General features: G+C 40.3%; 15 protein-coding genes and 1 riboswitch. Of the genes, 12 read left to right on the top strand and 3 right to left on the bottom strand.

The window, feature by feature from the left end; all coding sequences use genetic code 11:
- Positions 1-89 precede the first annotated feature (89 nt).
- Positions 90-824, top strand: coding sequence for a YqcI/YcgG family protein (locus ACIQZI_RS07490; protein ID WP_403071150.1), 735 nt, complete (start codon positions 90-92; stop codon positions 822-824).
- A gap of 332 nt (positions 825-1,156) precedes the next feature.
- Here the strand turns inward: ACIQZI_RS07490 and ACIQZI_RS07495 are convergent, their stop codons facing one another.
- Together ACIQZI_RS07495 and ACIQZI_RS07500 are read right to left on the bottom strand one after the other, a co-directional pair.
- A complete protein-coding gene (locus ACIQZI_RS07495) occupies positions 1,157-1,693 on the bottom strand; it encodes an MFS transporter (protein WP_403071153.1) in 537 nt (178 codons plus the stop codon).
- The gene (locus ACIQZI_RS07500; protein ID WP_403071156.1) at positions 1,690-3,000 is read right to left on the bottom strand and encodes an FAD-binding oxidoreductase; all 1,311 of its coding nucleotides are present in this window, start codon (positions 2,998-3,000) and stop codon (positions 1,690-1,692) included. Before ACIQZI_RS07500 ends, ACIQZI_RS07495 begins: the two co-directional genes overlap by 4 nt.
- 279 nt (positions 3,001-3,279) lie before the next feature.
- On the opposite strand from ACIQZI_RS07500, the gene pepF reads away from it, so the two are divergent.
- The 9 genes from pepF (at position 3,280) to ACIQZI_RS07545 (ending at position 21,119) form a co-directional block, all read left to right on the top strand.
- The gene (gene pepF, locus ACIQZI_RS07505) at positions 3,280-5,076 is read left to right on the top strand and encodes an oligoendopeptidase F (RefSeq protein WP_403071159.1); all 1,797 of its coding nucleotides are present in this window, start codon (positions 3,280-3,282) and stop codon (positions 5,074-5,076) included.
- Between the two features lie 146 nt (positions 5,077-5,222).
- Positions 5,223-7,469 carry an AAA domain-containing protein gene (locus tag ACIQZI_RS07510; protein WP_403071162.1) on the top strand — a complete coding sequence of 749 codons (2,247 nt, stop codon included), beginning with the start codon at positions 5,223-5,225 and terminating at the stop codon, positions 7,467-7,469.
- Positions 7,470-7,721: 252 nt separating this feature from the next.
- A riboswitch (SAM riboswitch) is annotated at positions 7,722-7,826 on the top strand.
- A gap of 125 nt (positions 7,827-7,951) precedes the next feature.
- The gene (gene ssuE, locus ACIQZI_RS07515) at positions 7,952-8,497 is read left to right on the top strand and encodes an NADPH-dependent FMN reductase (protein ID WP_403071165.1); all 546 of its coding nucleotides are present in this window, start codon (positions 7,952-7,954) and stop codon (positions 8,495-8,497) included.
- Positions 8,498-8,551: 54 nt separating this feature from the next.
- Positions 8,552-9,919 carry an LLM class flavin-dependent oxidoreductase gene (locus ACIQZI_RS07520; protein ID WP_403071168.1) on the top strand — a complete coding sequence of 456 codons (1,368 nt, stop codon included), beginning with the start codon at positions 8,552-8,554 and terminating at the stop codon, positions 9,917-9,919.
- Positions 9,920-10,166: 247 nt separating this feature from the next.
- Positions 10,167-11,189 (top strand): LLM class flavin-dependent oxidoreductase, encoded by a 1,023-nt coding sequence (locus ACIQZI_RS07525; RefSeq protein WP_403071171.1) that lies wholly within the window; start codon positions 10,167-10,169, stop codon positions 11,187-11,189.
- Between the two features lie 581 nt (positions 11,190-11,770).
- Positions 11,771-12,337, top strand: coding sequence for an anthranilate synthase component II (locus ACIQZI_RS07530; RefSeq protein WP_403072132.1), 567 nt, complete (start codon positions 11,771-11,773; stop codon positions 12,335-12,337).
- Between the two features lie 27 nt (positions 12,338-12,364).
- Positions 12,365-14,101 (top strand): aminodeoxychorismate synthase component I, encoded by a 1,737-nt coding sequence (gene pabB / locus ACIQZI_RS07535; protein ID WP_403071174.1) that lies wholly within the window; start codon positions 12,365-12,367, stop codon positions 14,099-14,101.
- A gap of 1,792 nt (positions 14,102-15,893) precedes the next feature.
- A complete protein-coding gene (locus ACIQZI_RS07540) occupies positions 15,894-19,601 on the top strand; it encodes a beta strand repeat-containing protein (RefSeq protein WP_403072135.1) in 3,708 nt (1,235 codons plus the stop codon).
- 441 nt (positions 19,602-20,042) lie between these two features.
- Positions 20,043-21,119 carry a tetratricopeptide repeat-containing glycosyltransferase family 2 protein gene (locus tag ACIQZI_RS07545; protein WP_403071178.1) on the top strand — a complete coding sequence of 359 codons (1,077 nt, stop codon included), beginning with the start codon at positions 20,043-20,045 and terminating at the stop codon, positions 21,117-21,119.
- A gap of 176 nt (positions 21,120-21,295) precedes the next feature.
- On the opposite strand, the gene ACIQZI_RS07550 is transcribed toward ACIQZI_RS07545, so the two are convergent.
- Entirely contained in the window at positions 21,296-22,696 is a 1,401-nt protein-coding gene (locus ACIQZI_RS07550) for a glycosyltransferase (protein WP_403071181.1), read from the bottom strand.
- A gap of 267 nt (positions 22,697-22,963) precedes the next feature.
- Between ACIQZI_RS07550 and rfbA the strand changes: the two genes are divergently transcribed.
- Positions 22,964-23,830 carry a glucose-1-phosphate thymidylyltransferase RfbA gene (gene rfbA, locus ACIQZI_RS07555; protein ID WP_403071184.1) on the top strand — a complete coding sequence of 289 codons (867 nt, stop codon included), beginning with the start codon at positions 22,964-22,966 and terminating at the stop codon, positions 23,828-23,830.
- A 68-nt stretch (positions 23,831-23,898) separates the two neighbouring features.
- Positions 23,899-24,459 carry a dTDP-4-dehydrorhamnose 3,5-epimerase gene (rfbC, locus tag ACIQZI_RS07560; protein ID WP_403071187.1) on the top strand — a complete coding sequence of 187 codons (561 nt, stop codon included), beginning with the start codon at positions 23,899-23,901 and terminating at the stop codon, positions 24,457-24,459.
- Position 24,460 lies beyond the last annotated feature (1 nt).

Below are 24,460 nucleotides of genomic sequence, written 5' to 3' on the forward strand. Positions count from 1 at the left end.
TTTAGCTTATTAAAGCATCTTAACGTTTTATTTCTTTTTAGCTGGGTAGTTAAGAAGTAAAAGACAAATAATGATAAGGGGTTGAAATCATGCAAACTACTTCTCCGTGTTTATTAACGAAAGAAGATATGCAAAATCCTAATAAAGTACCTCCATGGTTAATTCAGGAGTACCAAACCTTTCACAAACTTGTTACTGATAAGACGTTTCCTTGCTATTTTGGAATGAAAGCTGAAAACAAGGGCGAGCTTCGCTATGCATACATTTCTCAAGATGATTGGTCCAATCTACCGAAAGCGATTGAAGAATTTCTAGAATTATTTCAAGAGCCACCATATATACGACATGGATTATTTGTTTTTGTCGAACCAGAAAAAGAAGAGGGTGATATTGCGCATTATCGAAATTACTTTTGGAATGTTTTGCAATATTTGCATGAACATGACCCGAAAGAATGGCCCCAAGAGAAACCGAAGAATCCTGACCATCATCTTTGGGATTTTCATTTTGCTGGTGAACCTTTTTTCATATTTGGTAACGCACCTGCCTATAAACAGCGAAAAACTCGTGACTTAGGGAGGGGACTTGTTCTTGGCATTCAGCCGAGAATGATTTTCAACGGACTTGAAGGAACAGAAAAAGGCGGGATTATGTCGCGTGAAAAAGTAAGAGAACGTGTTGAAAAGTGGGATAACCTACCTAAACATCCGGATATTAGCCATTACGGAGACCCAGAACACAATGAATGGAAGCAATTTTTTATCGGTGATGATATTGAACCTATATTAGGAAAATGCCCATTTCACCATAAAAATCTATTGTAAGAAAAATAAATTCTCTTGTGTGTTAATGCTTGTCTAATAATTAAATAGGCTTGAATACTAAGAAAATATAGGACAACAACTATATTCTGTGTTTTCTTTACCATCTTACTTTGCTTATCTCGGAATGAGCATGTTTTTTTACATTTAAACTGTAAATATCAAACATTAGACCGATGCGATTAATGCATTATGGTCTCAATAGGAAAAGATGTATCAATTGAAACAATTGATGTGTTCAAAGCAGATATACCAAAAAATACAGGGAAAGCCTTAACCGAAAGTTCAACTAATACATGAAGGTTTTATATGTAAATTTGTACCCCTATAAGGCTTCATGTCGTTTCCCGTTTCATAATATAAAACCCGCTCCACGCAAATACAATCGAAGCAAGATAAAAGATACTGCCAATCGTCAGAAAATCAACTAAATAACCTGTAGCTATAACAGCAATTGCAGCACCAATCGATGTCCCCATATGATAGCGGCCGATTTCTTTCCCCGCTGTTTCTTTTTTTACTGAACGAGCGAGAACTGTTTTTTCGGAGTTTTTTTGTACGGCACCTAATAATCCCATCACAATCTGTAATAGATAAACCTGCCAAATTTCATAAGCGAGCGGAAAAGTGAGCAAGACCAGTGCCATACCCCAAGAATAAAGGATCAACAATGCCTTATCTCCAACACGATCGGCGAATTTTCCAATTACAGAATAACTCAGTGCTGCCGTTAATGCGAATAAACCATAAGCCCAGCCAAACTGAGAATAGCTGCTACCAGCATTTTTCAAAAGCAAAACATAAAACGGAAAAATCATGCTAGCTGCCATACCGACTGTCCCTTGATAAATAAAAAATCGTCTATAATTCATTTGTGATACTCCTCATAGAAAAGATTCAAGAATCGTCCTTTAGGATCATAGGCTTTTTTCAGAGCAAAGAATTCATCTGTCCGTGGGTACGCTTTTTCTAACTGCTCTCTTGTCGGATAATGATAATATGGAAGATAGTAACTACCCTCGTGATCTAAGGTTATATCTATCATGTTTCGGATTACTTGCTCCGTTTCTTTAATACGATCTTTACTTGTCCCTTGGTTAATAAGCATAACGAGGGCAAACATATCATCTTTTGCATAACTCATAACAGTCTCTTCATTTTTCTCCACATAACGGACGGTGATATTCAATAGGTTAAAATCTTTTTCATTTTTAAGCGTTTCTCTAAGGTCATCAATATAGGCTGTGAATTGTTCAACTGGAACAAAGTATTCCTGTAATACTTCTGTTTTGTTAAAACTATCATACTCCATAAATATGGAATCGGAACGCATGGCATTATTTCTAGAAATATATGAACCATTAATATTCTCATTGTATACATTTTGAGTGGTCCAAAACATATTTTTCCCCCAATTATTCAAGCGAGCAAGTCCGAGAAAGAATTTGGGTATCGCAATGATTGTTTCTCGTTTTAAAGAGCTAAACTTCTCCAATTGAGATCGATCATCTGTTTCGTAATAATCGGTTACATACATTTCTTTCAAGTAGCTGTCAGGTGCAACCGAGATTCGAGCGAGATGCATTTTAACGGCGTCGTTTTGAAGGATTTCACGGTTGAAATACGAGCTATAATCATCATAAGCTAGTGATTTTGTTTGAATTTGATAGAGTTCATCGTCTGTCAAATGTAAAGTAACATCAAGAATCACTCCGAATAATCCATATCCACCAATTACTGCATGGAATAACTCTGAATTTGCATCACGGCTTACAGTCATAATGTCACCCTGTGCGTTTAATAGACGAAATGATTCAACCGTTTCAATCAAGGCGTGATGGCGTATGTCACGACCATGCACATTTACACTTAATGAACCGCCTACTGTAAAAATACTTTGAGACTGGCTTACTTTTAAAGCAAGACCATAAGGATTGATGAACTTTTGAATATCTGCCCAAGTCGTACCACTTTGAACGGTAATTTGTTTTTTATTTTCATCTAATTTTAGAATTTTATTATATTGTTTCATATCAAGTAGGATTCCATTTGGATAAAGCGTCTGGCCTCCTTGACTGTGCTGCATACCGGCAATGGATATCGGATCATGATCAATGTTTGCGTCTAATACGATCTGTTTCAGCTTGTTTTCATCATCACCTGATTTTACCGCTTTCATCTTAACAGGCAAGAGGCGGCCTTTATCTTCTATTATCGGATTTGTAAGCTGAGATTGAAAGTATGATAAAGAATATACAAATATTATCGAATAGATTAAGATAGCGAAATATCGATTCTTGAAAATTAGTCTCGCCTCCTTCTGGAAAAATCCAGCTATACTGTCCTATATTATACCATATTATGAAAGATGCTAAATATTTTCGAAAAAACGGCTAGTTATACAGATTCATACATTTTCGATATAATGGGAAAAATAATATAAAAAGGGGGATCAATTATGACTGCATATTCGACTAGAGCTGATGTTAAAGTAGAAGAAAAGTGGAGATTGGAAGATATTTATGAAAACGAGGAAAAGTGGGAACAGGATTATCAAACGATCTTGAATAGTGTGGAGAAGTTAAAGGCATTTGACGGGAAAATTAGGGATGCAGATTCACTATTTCGTTATTTATCACTTAGTGAAGAATTAGGGTATACATATAAAAAGCTATATGTATATGCAATGCTTCAGGTGGACTTAGACACAAGAGTACCCGCTGCCCAAGGGTTACTTGATCGTGCTAGTCAATTAGGGCAGAAAATTAGCGCAGCTACTTCGTTTTTTATGCCATTTTTATTAAACCTTGAAGAAAGTACGTTAAAAGCGTACATAAAAGAAGTAGAAGGACTACGTTATTTCGAGGATGATTTGCTTGATTCTTATCGCTTTAAAGCGCATGTGCTGAACAAAGATCAAGAAGCAATTCTTTCGCAGCTTGGTGATGCCCTTTCTTCTCCGCAAAAAACGTTTGGTATGATTAACAATGCTGATATTAAGTTTGGAGAAGTGACAAAAAACGACGGCGAAAAAATCACTTTAACACGCGGTATGTACAGTAAATTGATTGAAAATCAGGATCGAGAAAAACGGAAGGAGGCATACAAAGCCTACTATCAACCGTATCTTCAGTTACAAAATACTATCGCGAGTACTCTTTCATCATCCATTCGAAACAATACGACGATGGCGAAAACAAGGAACTACCCTTCAGCTCTTGAAAAATCATTATTTTCAGATCAGGTTCCGCCAGAGGTATATGAAAATCTTATTTCGGCGACGAAAGAGAATATTAAACCGATGTATGACTATATAAAATTGCGCAAAAAACTTCTAGGTGTAGATGAACTACGTGCGTATGATTTAAGTGTTCCGCTTGTACAAGAGGCAAAGGAAGATATTCCATATGATAAAGCGTTTGACCTTATGATAAAAGCACTGAAGCCTCTTGGCGAAGAGTATGTATCGACTCTTTTGAACTTCAAAGAAAATCGTTATTATGATGTAAGGGAAACGCCAGGCAAACGATCCGGCGCTTATAACCTAGGTTTATATGGAGTTCATCCATTCGTTTTATTAAACCATCAGGATGATTTGGACAGTTTATTTACGTTAGCACATGAATCTGGTCATGCAATGCATTCATATTACAGCTCCAAATATCAGCCGCAAATCAGTGCTGGATATTCGATCTTTGTTGCTGAAGTCGCATCAACCGTGAACGAAATCCTATTGATTCGTTACTTATTGAACACGACAACAGACTTGAATAAAAAGAAGCATCTGCTTAACCATTTTATTGACAGCTTTAAAGGAACTTTCTTTACGCAAGTCATGTTTGGGGAATTCGAAAAAATTACACACGAAAAAGCGGAAAATGATGAGCCTTTGAATGCAGAAGTCTTTAATACTGTATATGAAACGATATACCGTGCGTATAATGGGGAAGACATTGTTTTTGACGATGAAGTGAAATTCGGCTGGTCTAGAATCCCACACTTTTATCGACCGTTTTATGTGTATAAATATGCGACGGGGTACGCGTCAGCTATTGATATCGCCGACCGAATTTTATCAGGTGATGAAGGTACACTTGAACAGTATTTAACATTTTTAAAAAGTGGCAGCTCGGAATATCCGCTTGAATTGCTAAAGAAAACTGGAGTCGATCTCACTAAACCAGAGCCGATTGAAAATGCGTTGAAGATATTTAGTGGACTAGTGAAGGAATTTGGCGAATTGTTGGAAAAGTAATATTTTGAAAGAGGCTCATCTCTAAAGGTCTAATCCTTTACTGAGATAGCCTTTTTTTAAATCAATAAATCATGCTACTTTGACAAACTTTATGAAAAGCGTACTATTGTAGAAGAACATTAATTCAAAAATTTAAGGAAGATAAAATGAACTCAACGGTAAGCTATATAAAAGAATGGCAAGTAGCATTAGAAAATGAAATCCGCCATTTAAAAAAATACGGAAGTACAAAATATCACGTTATGAATGGTCATTTGATAGATCAGGTGGATGGATTTACTTATTATTTCGAAACGATTGGATCGCTGAGGATTCCAGTCGGATCATTCGTTCGACTGGAATGGGGAGGAATCAAGCAGGAAGGATTAGTGCTCTCGTCTGAAGGCAAAAGCATCATATTATCTTTTGAAAAAACACTTGGAGATTTGATTTCCGAGGCTTTTCTTTACCATGACCCATGGGAACTTCTGGAACAATTAATTGAGCGCTTAGACGAAGTGAAAAAAAGTAAGAAAAAGCGGCTTAGAGTCAAACGATTGATGGACCCTTCGATGGAGAGCAGGCATCCGATAGATCAGAATCATAGTAATGTTAAGGAGCTTTTTTTGCGCTCTAATTTTAATCCAATTACATACGTTTGGGGACCCCCGGGAACTGGAAAAACATATACATTGGCACGGATTGCAGCGAATCATTATTTTAAAGGAAAAAAACTTTTAGTTCTGTCTCACAGCAACCAAGCCGTGGATGTACTAATGGCAGAAATCGCTACATTTACAAAAAAGAAAAACCGCTTTAAAGAAGGCGATATTTTAAGGTACGGTTCGCAAACAGGAGAAAGCTTAGCGAGTCATCCTGATATCATCTCAAGTCAGTTGTTAGAAAAGCATGAACCTGATTTAGTTGAAGACAAGGAAAACCTAACTGAAGAGAAGCGGCTCTTAAAACAAGATTTATCAGGTTCATTTAGCAAGCGGGATACAGATCGATTAATTGAATTGGAAAAAAAACTTGGCAGAGTCATTGAAAAATTTCGTCGTAAAGAAATGGAGCTTGTCAAAGAAGCTAAAATCGTTGGTAGCACACTGGCAAAAACAGCAAGCGACAGCACACTTTATGAACAGGAATATGATTTAGTCATTCTTGATGAAGCGAGTATGGCTTATGTCCCACAAGTTGCATTTGCTGCATCGTTAGGCAAGAATATCATTGTCTGTGGTGATTTTAAACAATTGCCGCCAATTGCTTCAGCTCGTGATGAATCAGTGAATAAATGGTTAAAAGAAGATATTTTTCATTGTTCAGGCGTTGTGAATGTAGTGAATGAAGGGAAGCTCCATCCACATTTGTTTCTGTTAAAAGAACAACGCAGAATGCATCCAGATATTTCGGCCTTCACGAATAAACATATTTATCATTCCCGAGTTTGCGATCATGAAAGTGTACAAACGAGCCGTGCAAAAATTGCTAAGAGAAGACCATTTCCTAATCGTGCCTTAATGCTGTTAGAAACGAGTGGAACTGGTGAACATTGTATAGCGGAGCGGACATCGAGATCAAGGATGAATCTTTGGCAGCTGTTCTTGTCATTCCAACTACTTCATGAAGCGTATTCAAGCGGTGCACGATCCATCGGTTATGTAACACCGTATCGAGCTCAATCCCGTCTTATGGATCTATTATTACAAGAAGTATATGCGAAAGAGCTTGAACAAGCTGATATTATTGCAGCAACTGTTCATCGATTTCAGGGAAGTGAACGTGATGTAATGATATTTGACACAGTTGATAGTTATCCTGAAACACGTGCTGGTATGCTTTTGACTGGAAAGAATAGTGAGCGACTCATTAATGTCGCAATTACAAGAACGAAAGGGAAATTCATCCAAGTAAGCGATACGGACTATATTCGAAAAACCGTTTATAAAGGCAAAACATTACGTAAGCTTGTGGATCATCAAACAACCTTCGGACATACAGTTGCAACCAGGGACATTGGCAAGTGGATTCAAAATCATCATCCTAAGCTTCAGTGGATGCATGCGCGTAAGTTGGATGTTCTAGGTGAGGATATTAAAAAAGCATGTCACTCAATTATCTTGTCTATACCTGATAAAGGAATAGTTACAGAGGATTGGTTGAATATGCTGAATTGTAAGCAAAAACATGTTAAGATCACGCTTATTTCCATTCGTCCGCTTCCAGGTTTGGCCGTGCAAGAACAGATTGAAACAAATATTGCTTTTCCATTCGTCATCATTGATAAGCAATATCTCTGGCTAGGAATGCCGCTTGAAGCAACACGTAGACTTTCCCCACCTTATGTGGCTGCACGACTTGATTCAGTTGCGGTTGTTGAACATTTTCTTACCCAACTACCTAGCGTAGAATAGAAGAAACTATAAGGAGCATATCTCAAAAGGTCTGACCTCGCACTCTAAATCAGTATGTAGTGTATCTATCACTTATCCTATACTGTATTTAGTTGTTGCAGGGTCAGACCTTTCTTTGGGGACATCCCCCTTCTTAATTATCCTAGTATTACAATGTGTGAATAAATATTATTCACACAATTCCGATGAAAAATATATGATTTAATCTTGACAATCAGTTATTAGAATATTATGATAAAATTAACTTAATACTTCTTATCAAGAGAAGCCGAGGGAATGGCCCGATGAAGCTTCAGCAACCTCTACAACTAGTAGAAAGGTGCTAATTCCTGCAAGCATTGGCTTGTCAGATAAGAGTGACTACGCATAAAGTCCTCTTTCTATCAGGAAAGAGGACTTTATGCGTTTAATATAGATTAAACCCTTTGAATGTAGACCGTACAAAGGATCATAACTAATTTACTAAGAGAGAAGGTCAACAAATGCCCAATGTAGTGATTTTATCTGGAAGCCCTTCAGCAACATCTAGGACTGATGTAGTTTTAAAATTTGTTCAATCGTTGTTAGAAAAGGAGAATATAACGGTAAAGTATATTTCCGTTTTAGATATTTCTGCTGAGGATTTGCTTTATGCACGCTATAATAGCACGGGAATTAAACAAATAGCAAAATCAATCGAGGAAGCGGATGGGGTGATTATTGGTTCACCTGTGTACAAAGCTTCTTATACAGGTATTTTAAAATCTCTAATCGATTTATTACCAGAAAGTGCGTTTAAAGGAATTCCAGTGTTACCGCTAATGGTAGGTGGGAGTAAAGCGCATTTATTAGCAATCGATTTTGCCTTAAAACCGCTTATAACTACTTTAAAAGGAAGAGCCACTCAAGGGACTTATATTATAGATAATCAAATTGATAAAGAAAATAGTATACAGCCTATTACTGATCAAGATATTCAAACTCGACTTAATAACGATTTAGAGGAGTTTCTCCAAACTATTAAACAAACTAAACCAATAATCGCTTAAGACTACATTTAGCACCAATTTACATCATTAAAAAACGAATGGGTGGTAATGATTATGACAAAAAAAAGAATTTATTTAAATGCATTTGATATGAACTGCGCAGGGCATCAATCCCCTGGGCTTTGGACACATCCAGACGATCAATCATCTACGTACAAAGATGCAGAATACTGGACGCATCTTGCAAAAGTACTGGAAAAAGGGAGATTCGATGCCATATTCCTTGCCGATGTCCTTGGAACATATGATGTATACCAAGGTTCTCGCGATGCAGCAGTTCGTCAGGGTGCTCAAGTTCCAGTCAATGATCCCGCATTTGTTGTTCCGATCATGGCGCAAGTTACAAAGCACTTAGGATTTGGCTTAACTGCGTCGACAAGCTATGAACATCCCTATCTATTTGCTCGACGAATTTCGACATTGGATCATTTAACAAAAGGGAGAATCGGTTGGAATATCGTAACATCTTATTTAAATAGTGCTGCACGCAATCTTGGCTTAGATCAACAAATTAATCATGATAATCGTTATGATATAGCTGATGAATACTTAGATGTTGTCTATAAACTATGGGAAGCTAGTTGGGAAGATGATGCAGTCGTAGTGGATAAGGAAAAAGGGATTTATGCAGATCCAGAAAAAGTTCATGATATCGATCATGATGGTGAATTTTATAAAGTTCCAGGAGCTCACCTATGTGAACCTTCACCACAACGTACTCCTGTAATATTCCAAGCTGGGGCATCACCAAAAGGAACGAAATTTGCAGCAAAGCATGCAGAACTTGTTTTCATTGGTTCAACATCGATGGAACGTACAAAAGACACGGTTACCTCTTTTAGAGAAGAGGCAGTGAAGGCAGGTCGGAAAGCAGATGAAATCAAGATTCTTACATTGATTACGCCAATTGTTGGTGAAACTCAAGAAGAGGCTGAAGCTAAATATTTGGATTATAAAAAGCATGCCAGTTATGAGGGCTCACTTGCATTATTCGGTGGCTGGACTGGTGTGGATATGGAAGGGGTGGACCCTAAGGAAAAAATTCAATATGTAAAGAATGATGCCATCCAATCTACATTAAAATCGATGTCCGATTTTACTGTTGAAGAAGTCGCCGAATTTATTGGAGTAGGAGGCATGGGACCTGTTGTTGTTGGTTCGCCTGAACAAGTGGCAGATTCTTTAGAGGAATGGATCGATGTTACAGGAGTGGATGGTTTTAATATTGCTTATGCGGTTACACCTGGTACTTTTGAAGAATTTGTTGAATATGTGATTCCAATTTTACAAGAGCGAGGTTTAGTCAGAAAAGAATACGAAGAAGGAACTTTCCGAAACAACCTATTTGGCAGTGATTATTTGCCAGATCACCATCATGGAAGACAATATCGTAAAAGACTTTTTCCAGCAACTAGTCTGTAACTTGTTAACTAGATATATTGTTGTGGTATTATCGCCGATTCGTGCGAGTCTCTAAATCTAATTTTAGCTCCATAATGATCGAATGATAGGCAATCAAATTATTGATTGTCTATTTTTGTGGAGAACACAATCATACTAAAATATTTGAATTAAATCTCTAAGCATACTATGTGCAATTTTATGGATTCTTTTATATGATGGCTGTAAGTAACCAGATAACAAATGATTCTAGAAAGAAGTTGAATACATGTCACAATCAAAAAAACAGTTGAGTGAAATTCCTCTATCAGTGCTTGATCTTGCAAACATTACTGAAGGAAGTACACCGGCTGAATCGTTTAAACATACACTAGATCTAGCACAGCATGTAGAAAAATGGGGCTTTAATCGTTTTTGGTTAGCGGAACATCATAGTATGCCAGGTATTGCCAGCTCTGCAACATCTGTTGTCATTGGCTATGTTGCAGCTGGAACGTCTACACTCAAGGTAGGATCTGGTGGCATCATGTTACCGAACCATTCTCCACTTGTAATTGCTGAGCAATTCGGTACACTTGAATCTATGTACCCAGGTCGCATTGATTTAGGTCTTGGACGCGCACCTGGTAGTGATCAATTTACAGCTATGGCCCTTCGTCGTGATATCAGAAATACCGGCGATGACTTCCCTGAACAACTAGAGCAGCTTCGGACATATTTTGACGCTGAATCTCGCCATAACAGAGTTCGTGCAATCCCTGGTGAAGGCTTAAACGTCCCGATATGGTTACTTGGTTCAAGCGGTTTCAGTGCAAAGCTTGCTGGAAGCCTAGGCTTACCATTTTCATTCGCGAGTCATTTTGCTCCGGAAAACACGATGGCAGCTCTAGAGATATATCGCAGTAACTTCCAGCCATCAGATGTGTTATCTGAACCGTATGCAATGGTTGGAATTAACGTCTATGCAGCAGACACAGAAGCTGAGGCTGCTTATTTAGCCACTTCTTATCAACAGCAATTCTTGAGTCTGATTCGCAATACACCAAATCAGCTCCAGCCTCCAGTAGACTCAATGGATGGTCTTTGGACACCTTATGAAAAAGCATCGATCCAAAGTAAGCTGGATGCCAGTGTAATTGGTAACCCTGAACAAGTTAAAGAAAAGCTACAAGCATTCCTTGATAAAACAGGAGCCGATGAAATGATTATTAACTCAGGCATGTTTCATCATGAGCCTCGACTTCGCTCCTATGAAATCATTGCTGAAATCGCTGATAAAAAACATTCATGAGCGTCTGCTCTATAACTAAAGCGATGAAAAAAGTTTAGGTTCTCAAATTGTATGACCTGAAGAAGGTGGCGGTGCGAAGCCCCCGCCCCTTTTCCATAGAAAACCTGAATGGCGTAAAAACGACATCAGTTACTATGAAGGATAGATCATTAAGCGCGTTATACTCGCCTAATCACAATGGTGGCGATGCGGAGCTAGACTTACGGATGCTTTCTAAGATTATATAAGTATACCCACTAAGTAGATTAGTTATATGAGTAAGTCGCGAAGCCTCGTCCCCATGTCCTTCATATGAAAAGAGCATAACATACAGCCTCTGAATGAAATTTCAGGGGCTTTTTTTAGATAAGACTTATGAAAATCTTAAAATCTTAAAAAGAACCTGATCAAATATGTATAAAGTACATTTCACAACAAGAATACCTATAAATTGACGAACTCTATCATAGTTGAAAATAATATCTAACAAGCATTTTGAAGCTATTTTTGCTAAAATAAAGTACATCGGAGTATGACTTCTATCCGTTGCTATTTTTATTTCCGACTAATGTATGATTAAATCAAAAAAATGGAGAACAACAATGATTTTACTAATCGATAATTATGATTCTTTTACTTACAATTTATATCAATATATCCTCCAAGAAGGTAAAGAGGTCACAGTCCGTCGTAACAACGAAATTTCGTTGGAAGCGATTAGAGAAATGAATCCTGAATCCATCATTCTCTCACCAGGACCCGGAAATCCTAATGGAGCTGGGATATGTCTAAAGGTTGTAAGGGAATTTCATCAAAGCATACCCATTCTGGGGATTTGTCTCGGACATCAAATAATTGCCCAAGCATTTGGAGGTCAGGTTGAAAAGGCCGAACAGCCAATGCATGGGAAAACATCGATGATCACCCATGATGGAATAGGGGTCTTTAAAGGAATACCTAATTCATTTTTGGTTACCCGCTATCATTCTTTAATTGTCAATGAGTCATCACTTCCTGAGTGTATCGAGGTAAGTGCAAGAACGAAAGACAGTGAAGTAATGGGACTTCGACATATAAAATATCAGGTAGAAGGACTACAGTTCCATCCTGAATCGATATTAACGGAACATGGTCATACTTTAATTGGTAACTTTATTAATAGACGATAAATACGTTATGTAAACGAGGTAGATATCATGAATAATAAAGATGAAAACATCTGTCTTCTATTAGAATTCAATAAAGAAAGCATGTACTTTCAAAATCCAATCAAGATTATTGAAGCACATACAATAGAAGAAGTGTTAACAGCCTTAGAAAATATCCAAAAAGAAGTGAATGCAGGCTTTTACGCAGTCGGGTATTTGTCATACGAAGCAGCTCCTGCGTTTGACTCTGCCTATCAAGTGGCAGAAGGGAATAAAATGCCATTGCTTTGGTTTGGGATTTTTGAAAAATTCGAAAATCAGCATTTAACTGAAACACTAACTGATTTCACTCTTACCGATTGGCAATCCAAGACAACTTATAAAACATATAAGGAATCAATTCAAACGATTAAACAGCAAATTGAAGAGGGCAATACATACCAAGTCAATTATACGCTGAGATTGAATTCCTCATTTATCGGTGATGAATTTTCCTTTTATCGTCAGTTAGCTAAAGCGCAAAGTTCCAATTATAGTGCTTATTTACATACTGGTAGATATAAAATATTATCTGCTTCACCTGAACTTTTTTTTGATTGGAGAAAGGATACCCTGACAACTCGACCGATGAAAGGGACAGTGAAAAGAGGAAATTCCATTGAACAGGATTTGGAACGGCAACAATGGCTACAAGATTCTGAGAAAAATCGTGCAGAAAACTTAATGATTGTTGATCTCTTGCGAAATGATTTGGGGCAAATTGCAGAAGCAGGAAGTGTTTTTGTTGATCGCTTATTTGAAATTGAACAATATCCAACAGTATGGCAGATGACCTCGACCATTTCGGCAAAAACAAAACCGGAAACTACAATAATTGATCTTTTCAAAGCATTGTTTCCGTGCGGTTCAATTACAGGTGCTCCGAAGATAAGTACGATGAAAATAATTTCAGAGTTGGAGGGAACGCCACGTGAAGTATATTGTGGAGCCATTGGTTATATTTCACCTAATCATGAAGCAACTTTTAATGTACCGATTCGAACAGTTGTAATTGATTCGCAGGAAGGGACTGCCCAATACGGGATTGGCGGTGGTATAACCTGGGATTCGAGTTTTACAGAAGAGTATGATGAGGCCTTCTTGAAAGCTGCATTGCTTACGACTGAAACACCTGACTTTGAATTGCTTGAATCGCTAAAGCTTGAGAATGGTCAATATGTTTTGCTTGAAAACCATTTGAAACGACTTTCAAATTCTGCAAAATATTTTGGTATCAGCCTTTCTATTTCAACTATTGAGGCTGCTCTTGAACAATTTGCAAATCGACACGAAACCAGCTCTAAAAAAGTACGTTTACTTGTTTCGAACACAGGAAAATTTACAATTGAAGCTGAAGATTTGCTCCCCTATCCAGATAAAATATGTAATGTTGCATTGGCTAAGAAGTCTGTTTCAAGCAATGATTTGTTTTTATACCACAAAACAACAAATCGTACAATTTATCAAATACATAAAGACCAATGTCCTACTTATTTTGATGTTTTACTTTGGAATGAAAGGGAAGAAATAACTGAATTTACAAACGGTAATGTAGTCTTGAAAATCGCCGAAGAGCTTGTAACACCTGTTCTATATTCTGGACTTCTTGCTGGTACATTCCGTGAAGAATTAATACAAAACGGAACAGTGAATGAAAGAGTTGTCCATATTACAGAACTTAAGTCAGCTGATGAGATTTGGTTCATTAATAGTGTCAGAGGATGGGTAAAAGTAAATTTACATTAACAAAAAAATCTATTTAACTGTTTAAAAACTTTAACTTGAAGGAAGATAGGCAATCGCCATAAATAGGTAGCTAAAGTTATACAAATTTGAAACATTAGCAAAAGGAATTTTTGGAAATACAAATAGAGTGCTGAAGTTAATAACGGTATAACCTGCCCAAAGAGGGACAACTTTATCGTTATTAGGAGATTTAGCTTATCGATAGGAAAAAGAGTATGATTTTTGGAATCATGTTTCATTTTCAGTGCCCTTGGCCTTTTGTGTTCTTAAAGACAGAAAAAATGGGCATTATTCTTATTCAGATTTAATTTTTGATTCATATGATACCTCAGTGTCGCGAGGAGGTGTATATATGAGTTCATATATGTATTGTTCAAATTGTGGGTCAAGTGACTGTAACTGTAAAAATAGAAAATATTCAGCTTATGGACAAAAGAATCGCAACAGGAATATAGAACAAAAAGTCGAGGTTAATGTAAATGTACCCAGTGGTGCGACTGCCTCAATAGGAGCCACAGGTGTAACCGGAAGTACAGGAGGCACAGGATCTACCGGATCAACGGGATCAACCGGAAATACAGGAGCTACAGGATCAACGGGATCAACCGGAAATACAGGAGCTACAGGATCAACGGGATCAACCGGAAATACAGGAGCTACAGGATCAACGGGATCAACCGGAAATACAGGAGCCACAGGTTTAACAGGAGCAACTGGAAACACCGGATCGACAGGATCAACGGGTGCAACCGGAAACACAGGAGCAACCGGATCGACAGGAGTAACTGGAAATACAGGAGCCACCGGATCAACGGGTGCAACCGGAAACACAGGAGCTACCGGATCAACGGGCGTAACCGGAAACACTGGATCTACCGGATCGACAGGAGCAACCGGAAACACAGGATCCACAGGTTTAACCGGAGCAACCGGAAACACAGGATCTACCGGATCAACGGGTGCAACCGGAAACACAGGAGTCACCGGATCGACAGGAACAACTGGAAATACAGGAGCTACCGGATCAACGGGCGTAACCGGAAACACAGGAGCGACAGGTTCAACCGGAGCAACCGGAAACACAGGATCCACAGGTTTAACCGGAGCAACCGGAAACACAGGATCTACCGGATCAACGGGTGCAACCGGAAACACAGGATCCACAGGTTTAACCGGAGCAACCGGAAACACAGGATCTACCGGATCAACGGGTGCAACCGGAAACACAGGAGCCACAGGATCAGCCGGAGCAACCGGAAACACAGGAGCGACAGGTTCAACCGGAGCAACCGGAAATACAGGAGCCACAGGTTTAACAGGAGTAACTGGAAATACAGGAGCAACCGGATCAACGGGTGCAACCGGAAACACAGGAGCAACCGGATCGACAGGAGTAACTGGAAATACAGGAGCCACCGGATCAACGGGTGCAACCGGAAACACAGGATCCACAGGTTTAACCGGAGCAACTGGAAACACCGGATCGACAGGATCAACAGGCGCAACTGGAAATACAGGAGCGACAGGATCAACGGGAGCAACCGGAAATACAGGAGCGACAGGATCAACGGGCGTAACGGGAAACACAGGATCGACAGGTTCAACGGGTGCAACCGGAAACACTGGATCTACCGGAGCTACCGGATCAACGGGTGCAACCGGAAATACAGGATCAACAGGATCAACGGGAGCAACCGGAAACACAGGAGCAACCGGAAACACAGGAGCAACCGGATCGACAGGAGCAACTGGAAATACAGGATCCACCGGATCAACGGGTGCAACCGGAAACATAGGAGTCACCGGATCGACAGGAACAACTGGAAATACAGGATCCACCGGATCAACGGGCGCAACCGGAAATACAGGAGCCACCGGATCAACGGGCGTAACGGGAAATACAGGATCCACCGGATCAACGGGTGCAACCGGAAACACAGGAGCTACCGGATCAACGGGCGTAACCGGAAACACTGGATCTACCGGATCGACAGGAGCAACTGGAAATACAGGAGCCACCGGATCAACGGGCGTAACCGGAAACACAGGATCCACCGGATCAACGGGTGCAACCGGAAACACTGGGGCTACCGGATCAACAGGTGCAACCGGAAACACAGGAGCGACAGGTTCAACCGGAGCAACCGGAAATACAGGAGCCACAGGTTTAACAGGAGCAACTGGAAACACCGGATCGACAGGAGCCACCGGATCAACGGGCGCAACCGGAAACACAGGAGCCACCGGATCAACGGGCGTAACCGGAAACACAGGAACCACCGGATCAACGGGCGTAACCGGAAACACAGGAGCCACCGGATCAACGGGTGCAACCGGAAACACAGGATCCACCGGATCAACGGGAGCAACCGGAAATACAGGAGCCACAGGTTTAACAGGAGCAACTGGAAACACAGGAGCGACAGGTTCAACGGGAGCAACCGGAAATACAGGATCGACAGGTTCAACCGGAGCAACCGGAAACACAGGATCCACAGGTTTAACCGGAGCAACCGGAAACACAGGATCCACAGGTTTAACCGGAGCAACCGGAAATGCAGGAGCGACAGGATCAACGGGCGTAACGGGAAACACAGGATCGACAGGTTCAACGGGTGCAACCGGAAATACAGGATCAACAGGATCAACGGGAGCAACCGGAAACACAGGAGCAACTGGAAACACCGGATCGACAGGATCAACAGGCGCAACTGGAAATACAGGATCGACAGGTTCAACCGGAGCAACTGGAAATACAGGAGCCACAGGTTTAACAGGAGCAACTGGAAACACAGGATCTACCGGATCGACAGGAGCAACTGGAAATACAGGATCCACCGGATCAACGGGCGTAACGGGAAATACAGGATCCACCGGATCAACGGGTGCAACCGGAAACACAGGAGCTACCGGATCAACGGGCGTAACCGGAAACACTGGAGCGACAGGTTCAACCGGAGCAACTGGAAATACAGGAGCCACCGGATCAACGGGCGCAACCGGAAACACAGGATCCACCGGATCGACAGGAGCAACGGGAAATACAGGATCCACCGGATCAACGGGTGCAACCGGAAACACAGGAGCTACCGGATCAACGGGCGTAACCGGAAACACTGGATCTACCGGATCGACAGGAGCAACTGGAAATACAGGAGCCACCGGATCAACGGGCGCAACCGGAAACACAGGAGCAACTGGATCGACAGGAGTAACTGGAAATACAGGATCCACCGGATCAACGGGTGCAACCGGAAACACAGGAGCAACCGGATCGACAGGAGCAACCGGAAACACAGGAGCTACCGGATCAACGGGCGTAACCGGAAACACTGGATCTACCGGATCAACGGGCGCAACCGGAAACACAGGATCCACCGGATCGACAGGAGCAACTGGAAATACAGGATCCACAGGATCAACAGGTGCAACCGGAAACACAGGATCCACCGGATCAACGGGCGTAACGGGAAATACAGGATCCACCGGATCAACGGGTGCAACCGGAAACACAGGATCGACAGGTTCAACCGGATCAACCGGAAACACAGGAGCTACCGGATCGACAGGAGCAACTGGAAATACAGGATCCACCGGATCAACAGGTGCAACCGGAAACACAGGAGCTACAGGAAATACAGGAGCCACCGGATCAACGGGCGCAACCGGAAACACAGGAGCCACCGGATCAACGGGCGTAACGGGAAATACAGGATCCACCGGATCAACGGGTGCAACCGGAAACACAGGAGCCACCGGATCAACGGGTGCAACCGGAAACACAGGAGCGACAGGTTCAACCGGAGCAACTGGAAATACAGGATCAACGGGCGTAACGGGAAACACAGGATCCACCGGATCAACGGGTGCAACCGGAAACACTGGATCTACCGGATCGACAGGAGCAACTGGAAATACAGGAGCTACCGGATCAACGGGCGCAACCGGAAACACTGGATCTACCGGATCGACAGGAGCAACTGGAAATACAGGAGCCACCGGATCAACGGGCGCAACCGGAAACACAGGAGCCACCGGATCGACAGGAGTAACTGGAAATACAGGATCCACCGGATCAACGGGCGCAACCGGAAATACAGGAGCCACCGGATCAACGGGCGTAACCGGAAACACAGGATCTACCGGATCAACGGGTGCAACCGGAAACACAGGAGCCACAGGATCAGCCGGAGCAACCGGAAACACAGGATCGACAGGTTCAACCGGAGCAACCGGAAATACAGGAGCCACAGGTTTAACAGGAGCAACTGGAAATACAGGAGTCACCGGATCAACGGGCGTAACGGGAAATACAGGATCCACCGGATCAACGGGTGCAACCGGAAACACAGGATCTACCGGATCAACGGGCGTAACCGGAAACACAGGATCTACCGGATCGACAGGAGCAACTGGAAATACAGGAGCCACCGGATCAACGGGCGCAACCGGAAATACAGGAGCCACCGGATCAACGGGCGTAACCGGAAACACAGGATCTACCGGATCAACGGGCGCAACTGGAAATACAGGAGCCACCGGATCAACGGGCGTAACCGGAAATACAGGAGCCACCGGATCAACGGGCGTAACCGGAAACACAGGATCTACCGGATCAACAGGTGCAACCGGAAATACAGGAGCCACAGGTTTAACAGGAGCAACTGGAAACACCGGATCGACAGGATCAACGGGCGTAACCGGAAACACAGGATCTACCGGATCTACCGGATCAACAGGTGCAACCGGAAACACAGGAGCGACAGGTTCAACCGGAGCAACTGGAAATACAGGATCCACCGGATCAACGGGCGTAACGGGAAACACAGGATCGACAGGTTCAACGGGTGCAACCGGAAACACAGGAGCGACAGGATCAACCGGAGCAACCGGATCCACCGGCGCCACAGGTTCAACAGGCGCAACCGGAAATACAGGAGCGACAGGATCAACCGGATCGACAGGAGCCACAGGTTCTAGTGCTATAATTCCATATGCATCAGGGATTCCAGTTGCAATGACTGTACTTGTAAGTGGATTAGCTGGAACGACAGGTCTAATCGGATTTGGAAATTCTGCTCCTGCTGTTCTTGTAGGAGGAACAACGATTGATCTAACAGGCGCTGCAGGAACACTTCTTAATATGGCATTTACAGTTCCACGAAGTGGTACGATTACTTCAATATCCGGATTCTTCAGTACTACAGTGGCATTAAGTCTCTTAACATCATCAGTAACCGTTACTGCCGAACTATTTAGATCAGCTGGACCAACGGCTAACAACACATTTACTGCAATTCCTGGAGCATCAGTAACGTTAACACCATCTCTAAATGGAGTAATTGCAATTGGCGCTATTAGTCAAGGTCTTACTACAGGATTGAACATTCCGGTAACTGCACGAGATCGCCTATTGATGGTGTTTTCTGTAACAGGAACAGGAATTACTCTTCTTACTACCGTTGCAGGTTATGCAAGTGCGGGGATCACAATCAATTAAATAACTTTTTAGCAATGAAATCTAGTAAGGGAGTTTAACTTTGTCTATCCAAAAATCATAGATGTGCTATTCACTCCAAAATTTTTAGTAACGAGGTTTGAGGATAACTCAATTTGTTCTTAAATAAACTCTATAGTCACACGAAGACCTAAGATTGAAATCTAATTTCAGTTTCGGTTTTTGTGTGATTCGTAATTTAATAATAATGAAGTGGTCTGTTTTTATGACTTCGAGGTCTTGCTTAAATTCAATTACTTAATCATTGCTGTCGCTTAAAACTTTTTGATATCAGTAGCAAGATCAGCTCATTCATTTTGAAACCAGTTATCTTAGATTAAGAAGTGTCCTCTCTTACTGAGGAAGATTTGCAATAATTAAAATTATTTCGGAAATAATATATTAATTTTGCATATATTTATGAAAGGAATAGGGGGGGAGTGTTTGATTACAATTAGTCTATGTATGATTGTGAAAAATGAAGAAGACGTAATTGGTCGATGTTTAGAGTCTGTGCGTGATATCGTAGATGAAATCAATATTGTTGATACTGGTTCTACGGATCGCACGAAGGAAATTGTTAATTTGTATACGAACCGGATTTTTGATTTTTCCTGGATCGATGATTTTGCAGCAGCTAGAAACTATTCATTTAATCAAGCAACAAAGGACTATATTTTATGGTTGGATGCAGATGATGCATTTTTAGAACTTGATCAAAAAAAATTTCTTCATCTTAAACAGACTTTGAATCGAAATACTGATTCCGTATCGATGGATTATCATCTAGCTTCCGATGAAGAGCAAAATATAACGACAAGTATAAGGAGAAATCGCTTAGTTAAAAGGGAAAACCATTTCCTTTGGATAGGAGAGGTACATGAATATTTAGCCGTTCACGGGATCATCCATGATAGTGATATAGCGGTGACACATTTACCACTTACTCACGATCCCAATCGCAACCTCGTTATTTATGAAAGAATGCTAACGGAAGGAAAGGAATTCTCTCCACGAGACTTGTTTTACTATGCAAATGAATTAGTCGATCATGGAAATTATAAAAAAGCGATTGAATATTATCTTCGCTTTCTAAGAACCAAGCAAGGTTGGGTAGAAGATAATATTCGTGCATGTAGCAAATTAGCAGATTGTTACCATCAATTCAATCTTAAAGAACAAGAAGCACATTGGGCATTAAAAGCACTCTCATATGGAATCCCTCAACCGGAAACATGTTGCAGATTAGGTTTTTATTTTTTAGAAAAGAATGAAATCCAAACAGCTATTTATTGGTATGGAAAAAGTTTAGAAAATAAAGAAGTAGAAAAATTAAGTTTTCAAAACAACGCATGTTCTTCTTGGCTACCACATCTTCAACTAGCTGTTTGTTATGATCGATTAGGTCAGTATCAATTAGCCTCCAAACACAATGAATCAGCACTACTATATAGGCCAAACGATCCGAGAATGTTAGCAAACAAAGAATATTTTGATGGGTTGACTAAAAGTGGAAAATAATTTCCGTTTTTGTGTCGGCTTATTTTATCTGACATTGTAGTATAAAAACCTTTGTGAATGTGTCCTCATCCAGTATATACGCATATGCTTTCAAAATGAGATGTAGCTAGATAAAGAAGAACGGCACTGTGTACCAAGCCGTTCTTTCTCATATCTAAGTAGTTGTGTTATCAGATTTATTCATTCGTTTCTTTTTTTACTACATGTATAAGTGTTTGATAAACCTTACTGTAGTTCGCTAATTGATCCATGTTATACCCGAAATTTTCAGCTAAATGAATGACTTCATTAAGGAAAAGCTCTACATTGGTTTCTACGGCAATTTGCTGATAACGTTGATCGATTATTTCAAATTGGTTAGATGGAAATAATGTGTGAACGGTTTGAGGGGTGAAAAATCTTAAATGGGTTCGATCTAAAATTCCCGCATCGGTATAATGCCAATTACCTTGTAATAAAGGGATAAGTGCCTCAGCATGAGATATATTAGGAATACTACATATGATGGAGCCATTAGGTTTTAGATATTTAGACAGATTTTGAATAACTTTCCAAGGATCTTTTAGGTGTTCTAGGATGTCAGCAAGTATAATCGTATCGAAGTAATTAAGTGGGTAAGAGAGTTCTAGTACTTCAACATCTGTATGATCTACAGTTTCATAATGCGCTTTGGCAATGGAACTTACCAATGCATTTAATTCAATCCCATATAATTGACAAGGCTGCCGATTTAAAAGTTCTAAACCGGTTGCACCGGCACCGCAGCCTACATCTAGTATTTTCCTAGCTTCAATAGGGACTAAATCAACAATTTCTGGACGTGGATGGGTGAAATAAGTTAAATCAATTTGCCACTTATCGATAAATCTCCGCCGATTTTCATGATATAAGGAATGAATGTCGATATCTTGATTTCCGCTAAAAGTTGCATGACCATGATGGTGGATAAAAGAATCTAAAGCGATATGTAGCTGGTATCCCTCTTGTATAGCACGAAGACATAGATCATCATCCTCAAATGAGCCATATGCAAATCTTTCATCAAAACCACCGATTTTTTCCAAAATCTCTTGTTTTGTTAATAAACAAAATCCTACTAAACGTAGTACGCGTCTGGATTTTCCACGTTGCTGTTCACAGTATCTAGAAGCAAAGTCGTCTATCTGCTCGATATCTTGATAATCGACAGAAATCTGCTGTAACCCGCTGACATAATTACTAACAGGCCCGACCATCCCTACATTCTCTTTGTCTAGTAGCTCAATCATTGGATCTAACCAATTCTCCGTCACAATGACATCATTATTTATGAATAAAATATAATCACCAGTTGCAAGCTTTAATCCTTGATTACAACCCTTCGCGAATCCCACATTGCTGGGATTAAAACAAGTTTTGATAAAAGGTAAACCCTTAAGATAATCAACAGTACCATCTGTCGAGCCGTTATCAACGACAATTATTTCAATTTCCTCCATCACAGTGTGCTTTTGAATGCTATTCACACATCTTATGGTTAGAGGTAACTGATTGTAGGTAAGAATAATCACACTTGTTTTTTTCAATTCGATCTCCATCCTTCCAGATTTCCATTCAATAAAATATATATATGTACTTGTGGATTAATATTTTACAAGAAATAAATTTTGTTTGAACTAAAAAAGCAATATAACGTTAATGTCGTGAAAAGTGATAATTTGAAGTAGAAATCATACATAGTAGATGAAATGACACATACCAATTGTAAATGGGGGGAGTAACTAAAATAAATTAGATGAATCGTAATTTCACGTTTCAATCTTGCTAGACAATCGACAAAAGTCTTATGAAGGATGTGACTGAATATGAAAGGTATCGTACTAGCAGGCGGAACTGGTACCAGACTATATCCTTTAACAAAAGCTGTTTCCAAACAGTTAATGCCTGTTTACGACAAACCCTTAATTTATTATCCACTATCGGTTTTAATGCTTGCGGGTATTAGAGAAATTCTAATTATAACAACCGACGAAGATCAACCACGTTATCAAACCTTACTTGGCGATGGATCACAACTAGGCATTACACTTACTTATATGATTCAAGAAAAGCCTGAGGGAATTGCACAGGCATTTATTATTGGAGAACCGTTTATAGGGGAAGATTCCGTAGCGCTCATACTTGGGGATAATCTTTTTCATGGTCATAATTTTACAAAAACGCTGGAACGAGTAGCAGCGATTAAATCAGGTGCGACTATCTTTGGCTATCCGGTTAAAGATCCCGAGAGATTTGGAGTCGTAGAATTTGATCGAAATGGAATCGTCTTATCATTAGAAGAAAAGCCAATTCAACCTAAATCTACGTATGCTGTTACCGGCTTGTATTTTTACGACAATCAAGTCATTAACATTGCTAAAAGTATTAAACGATCACCTCGAGGAGAATTTGAAATTACGACCATCAATGAATACTATCTAAATAAAGGAGAGCTTAATGTGGAGCTTTTGGGTAGAGGGTTTGCGTGGTTAGATACTGGCACTCCTAAATCATTATTGCAGGCCTCATTATTCGTGGAGATGATTGAGGATCGGCAGAGTCTTAGAATAGCTTGTTTAGAAGAAATTGCCTTTCGGAAAGGCTATATTTCTAGGGAACAGTTACTAGCGTTAGCTAAACCACTAGAAAAAAGTGACTATGGGAAATATCTTACTCGTATAGTGGATAGATAAATAGCGATACAAAGTACAAATTTTTGAATTCCTATAAAATTATTACTCTAGGAAAGTATGGTGGCGTAATGAAGATTACTAAAACCAAGTTAAAAGGGGTCCTAATTTTTGAACCAGCTGTATTACATGATCGACGTGGCTGGTTTATTGAATCATATAGCCAAACAACATTAAAGGCATTAGGAGTAGAGGTGGTTTTTGTTCAAGATAATCACTCCTTATCTATAGAAAGGGGGACTTTACGAGGTTTACATTACCAATTACATCCTAAAGCGCAAGTCAAGCTCGTCCGTTGTACAAATGGGGCAATTTTTGATGTGGCGGTGGATATACGCAAAGGAAGTCCAAGCTACGGGAAATGGATGGGCATCGAATTAAATGCGGAAAATAAAAAGCAATTATACATTCCCAAAGGCTTTGCTCATGGTTTTTTGACGCTAACAGATAATGTTGAAGTCCAATATAAAGTTGATACTGAATATGTATCGAACTTTGATCGAGGAATACGCTGGGATGACCCGACGATCAATATAAAATGGCCGATTCATAATGAACCTATAGTATCAGCTAAAGACCAGAAAGCGCCACTTTTAAAAGATGCTGAACATAATTTTGTATTTGGGAAGTGAG

The organism is Peribacillus sp. NPDC096379 (genome assembly GCF_044762875.1).
In the GTDB taxonomy this organism is placed as follows: domain Bacteria; phylum Bacillota; class Bacilli; order Bacillales; family DSM-1321; genus Peribacillus.

Excerpts from the sequence above, each read along its gene's own strand:
- ACIQZI_RS07525 (WP_403071171.1), top strand. The coding sequence starts at position 10,167 with ATGTCACAATCAAAAAAACAGTTGAGTGAAATTCCTCTATCAGTGCTT.
- ACIQZI_RS07490 (WP_403071150.1), top strand. The coding sequence starts at position 90 with ATGCAAACTACTTCTCCGTGTTTATTAACGAAAGAAGATATGCAAAAT.
- ACIQZI_RS07550 (WP_403071181.1), bottom strand. The coding sequence starts at position 22,696 with ATGGAGATCGAATTGAAAAAAACAAGTGTGATTATTCTTACCTACAAT.
- ACIQZI_RS07530 (WP_403072132.1), top strand. The coding sequence starts at position 11,771 with ATGATTTTACTAATCGATAATTATGATTCTTTTACTTACAATTTATAT.
- pabB (WP_403071174.1), top strand. The coding sequence starts at position 12,365 with ATGAATAATAAAGATGAAAACATCTGTCTTCTATTAGAATTCAATAAA.
- ACIQZI_RS07520 (WP_403071168.1), top strand. The coding sequence starts at position 8,552 with ATGACAAAAAAAAGAATTTATTTAAATGCATTTGATATGAACTGCGCA.
- ACIQZI_RS07500 (WP_403071156.1), bottom strand. The coding sequence starts at position 3,000 with ATGAAAGCGGTAAAATCAGGTGATGATGAAAACAAGCTGAAACAGATC.
- pepF (WP_403071159.1), top strand. The coding sequence starts at position 3,280 with ATGACTGCATATTCGACTAGAGCTGATGTTAAAGTAGAAGAAAAGTGG.
- ssuE (WP_403071165.1), top strand. The coding sequence starts at position 7,952 with ATGCCCAATGTAGTGATTTTATCTGGAAGCCCTTCAGCAACATCTAGG.
- ACIQZI_RS07510 (WP_403071162.1), top strand. The coding sequence starts at position 5,223 with ATGAACTCAACGGTAAGCTATATAAAAGAATGGCAAGTAGCATTAGAA.
- rfbA (WP_403071184.1), top strand. The coding sequence starts at position 22,964 with ATGAAAGGTATCGTACTAGCAGGCGGAACTGGTACCAGACTATATCCT.
- rfbC (WP_403071187.1), top strand. The coding sequence starts at position 23,899 with ATGAAGATTACTAAAACCAAGTTAAAAGGGGTCCTAATTTTTGAACCA.
- ACIQZI_RS07495 (WP_403071153.1), bottom strand. The coding sequence starts at position 1,693 with ATGAATTATAGACGATTTTTTATTTATCAAGGGACAGTCGGTATGGCA.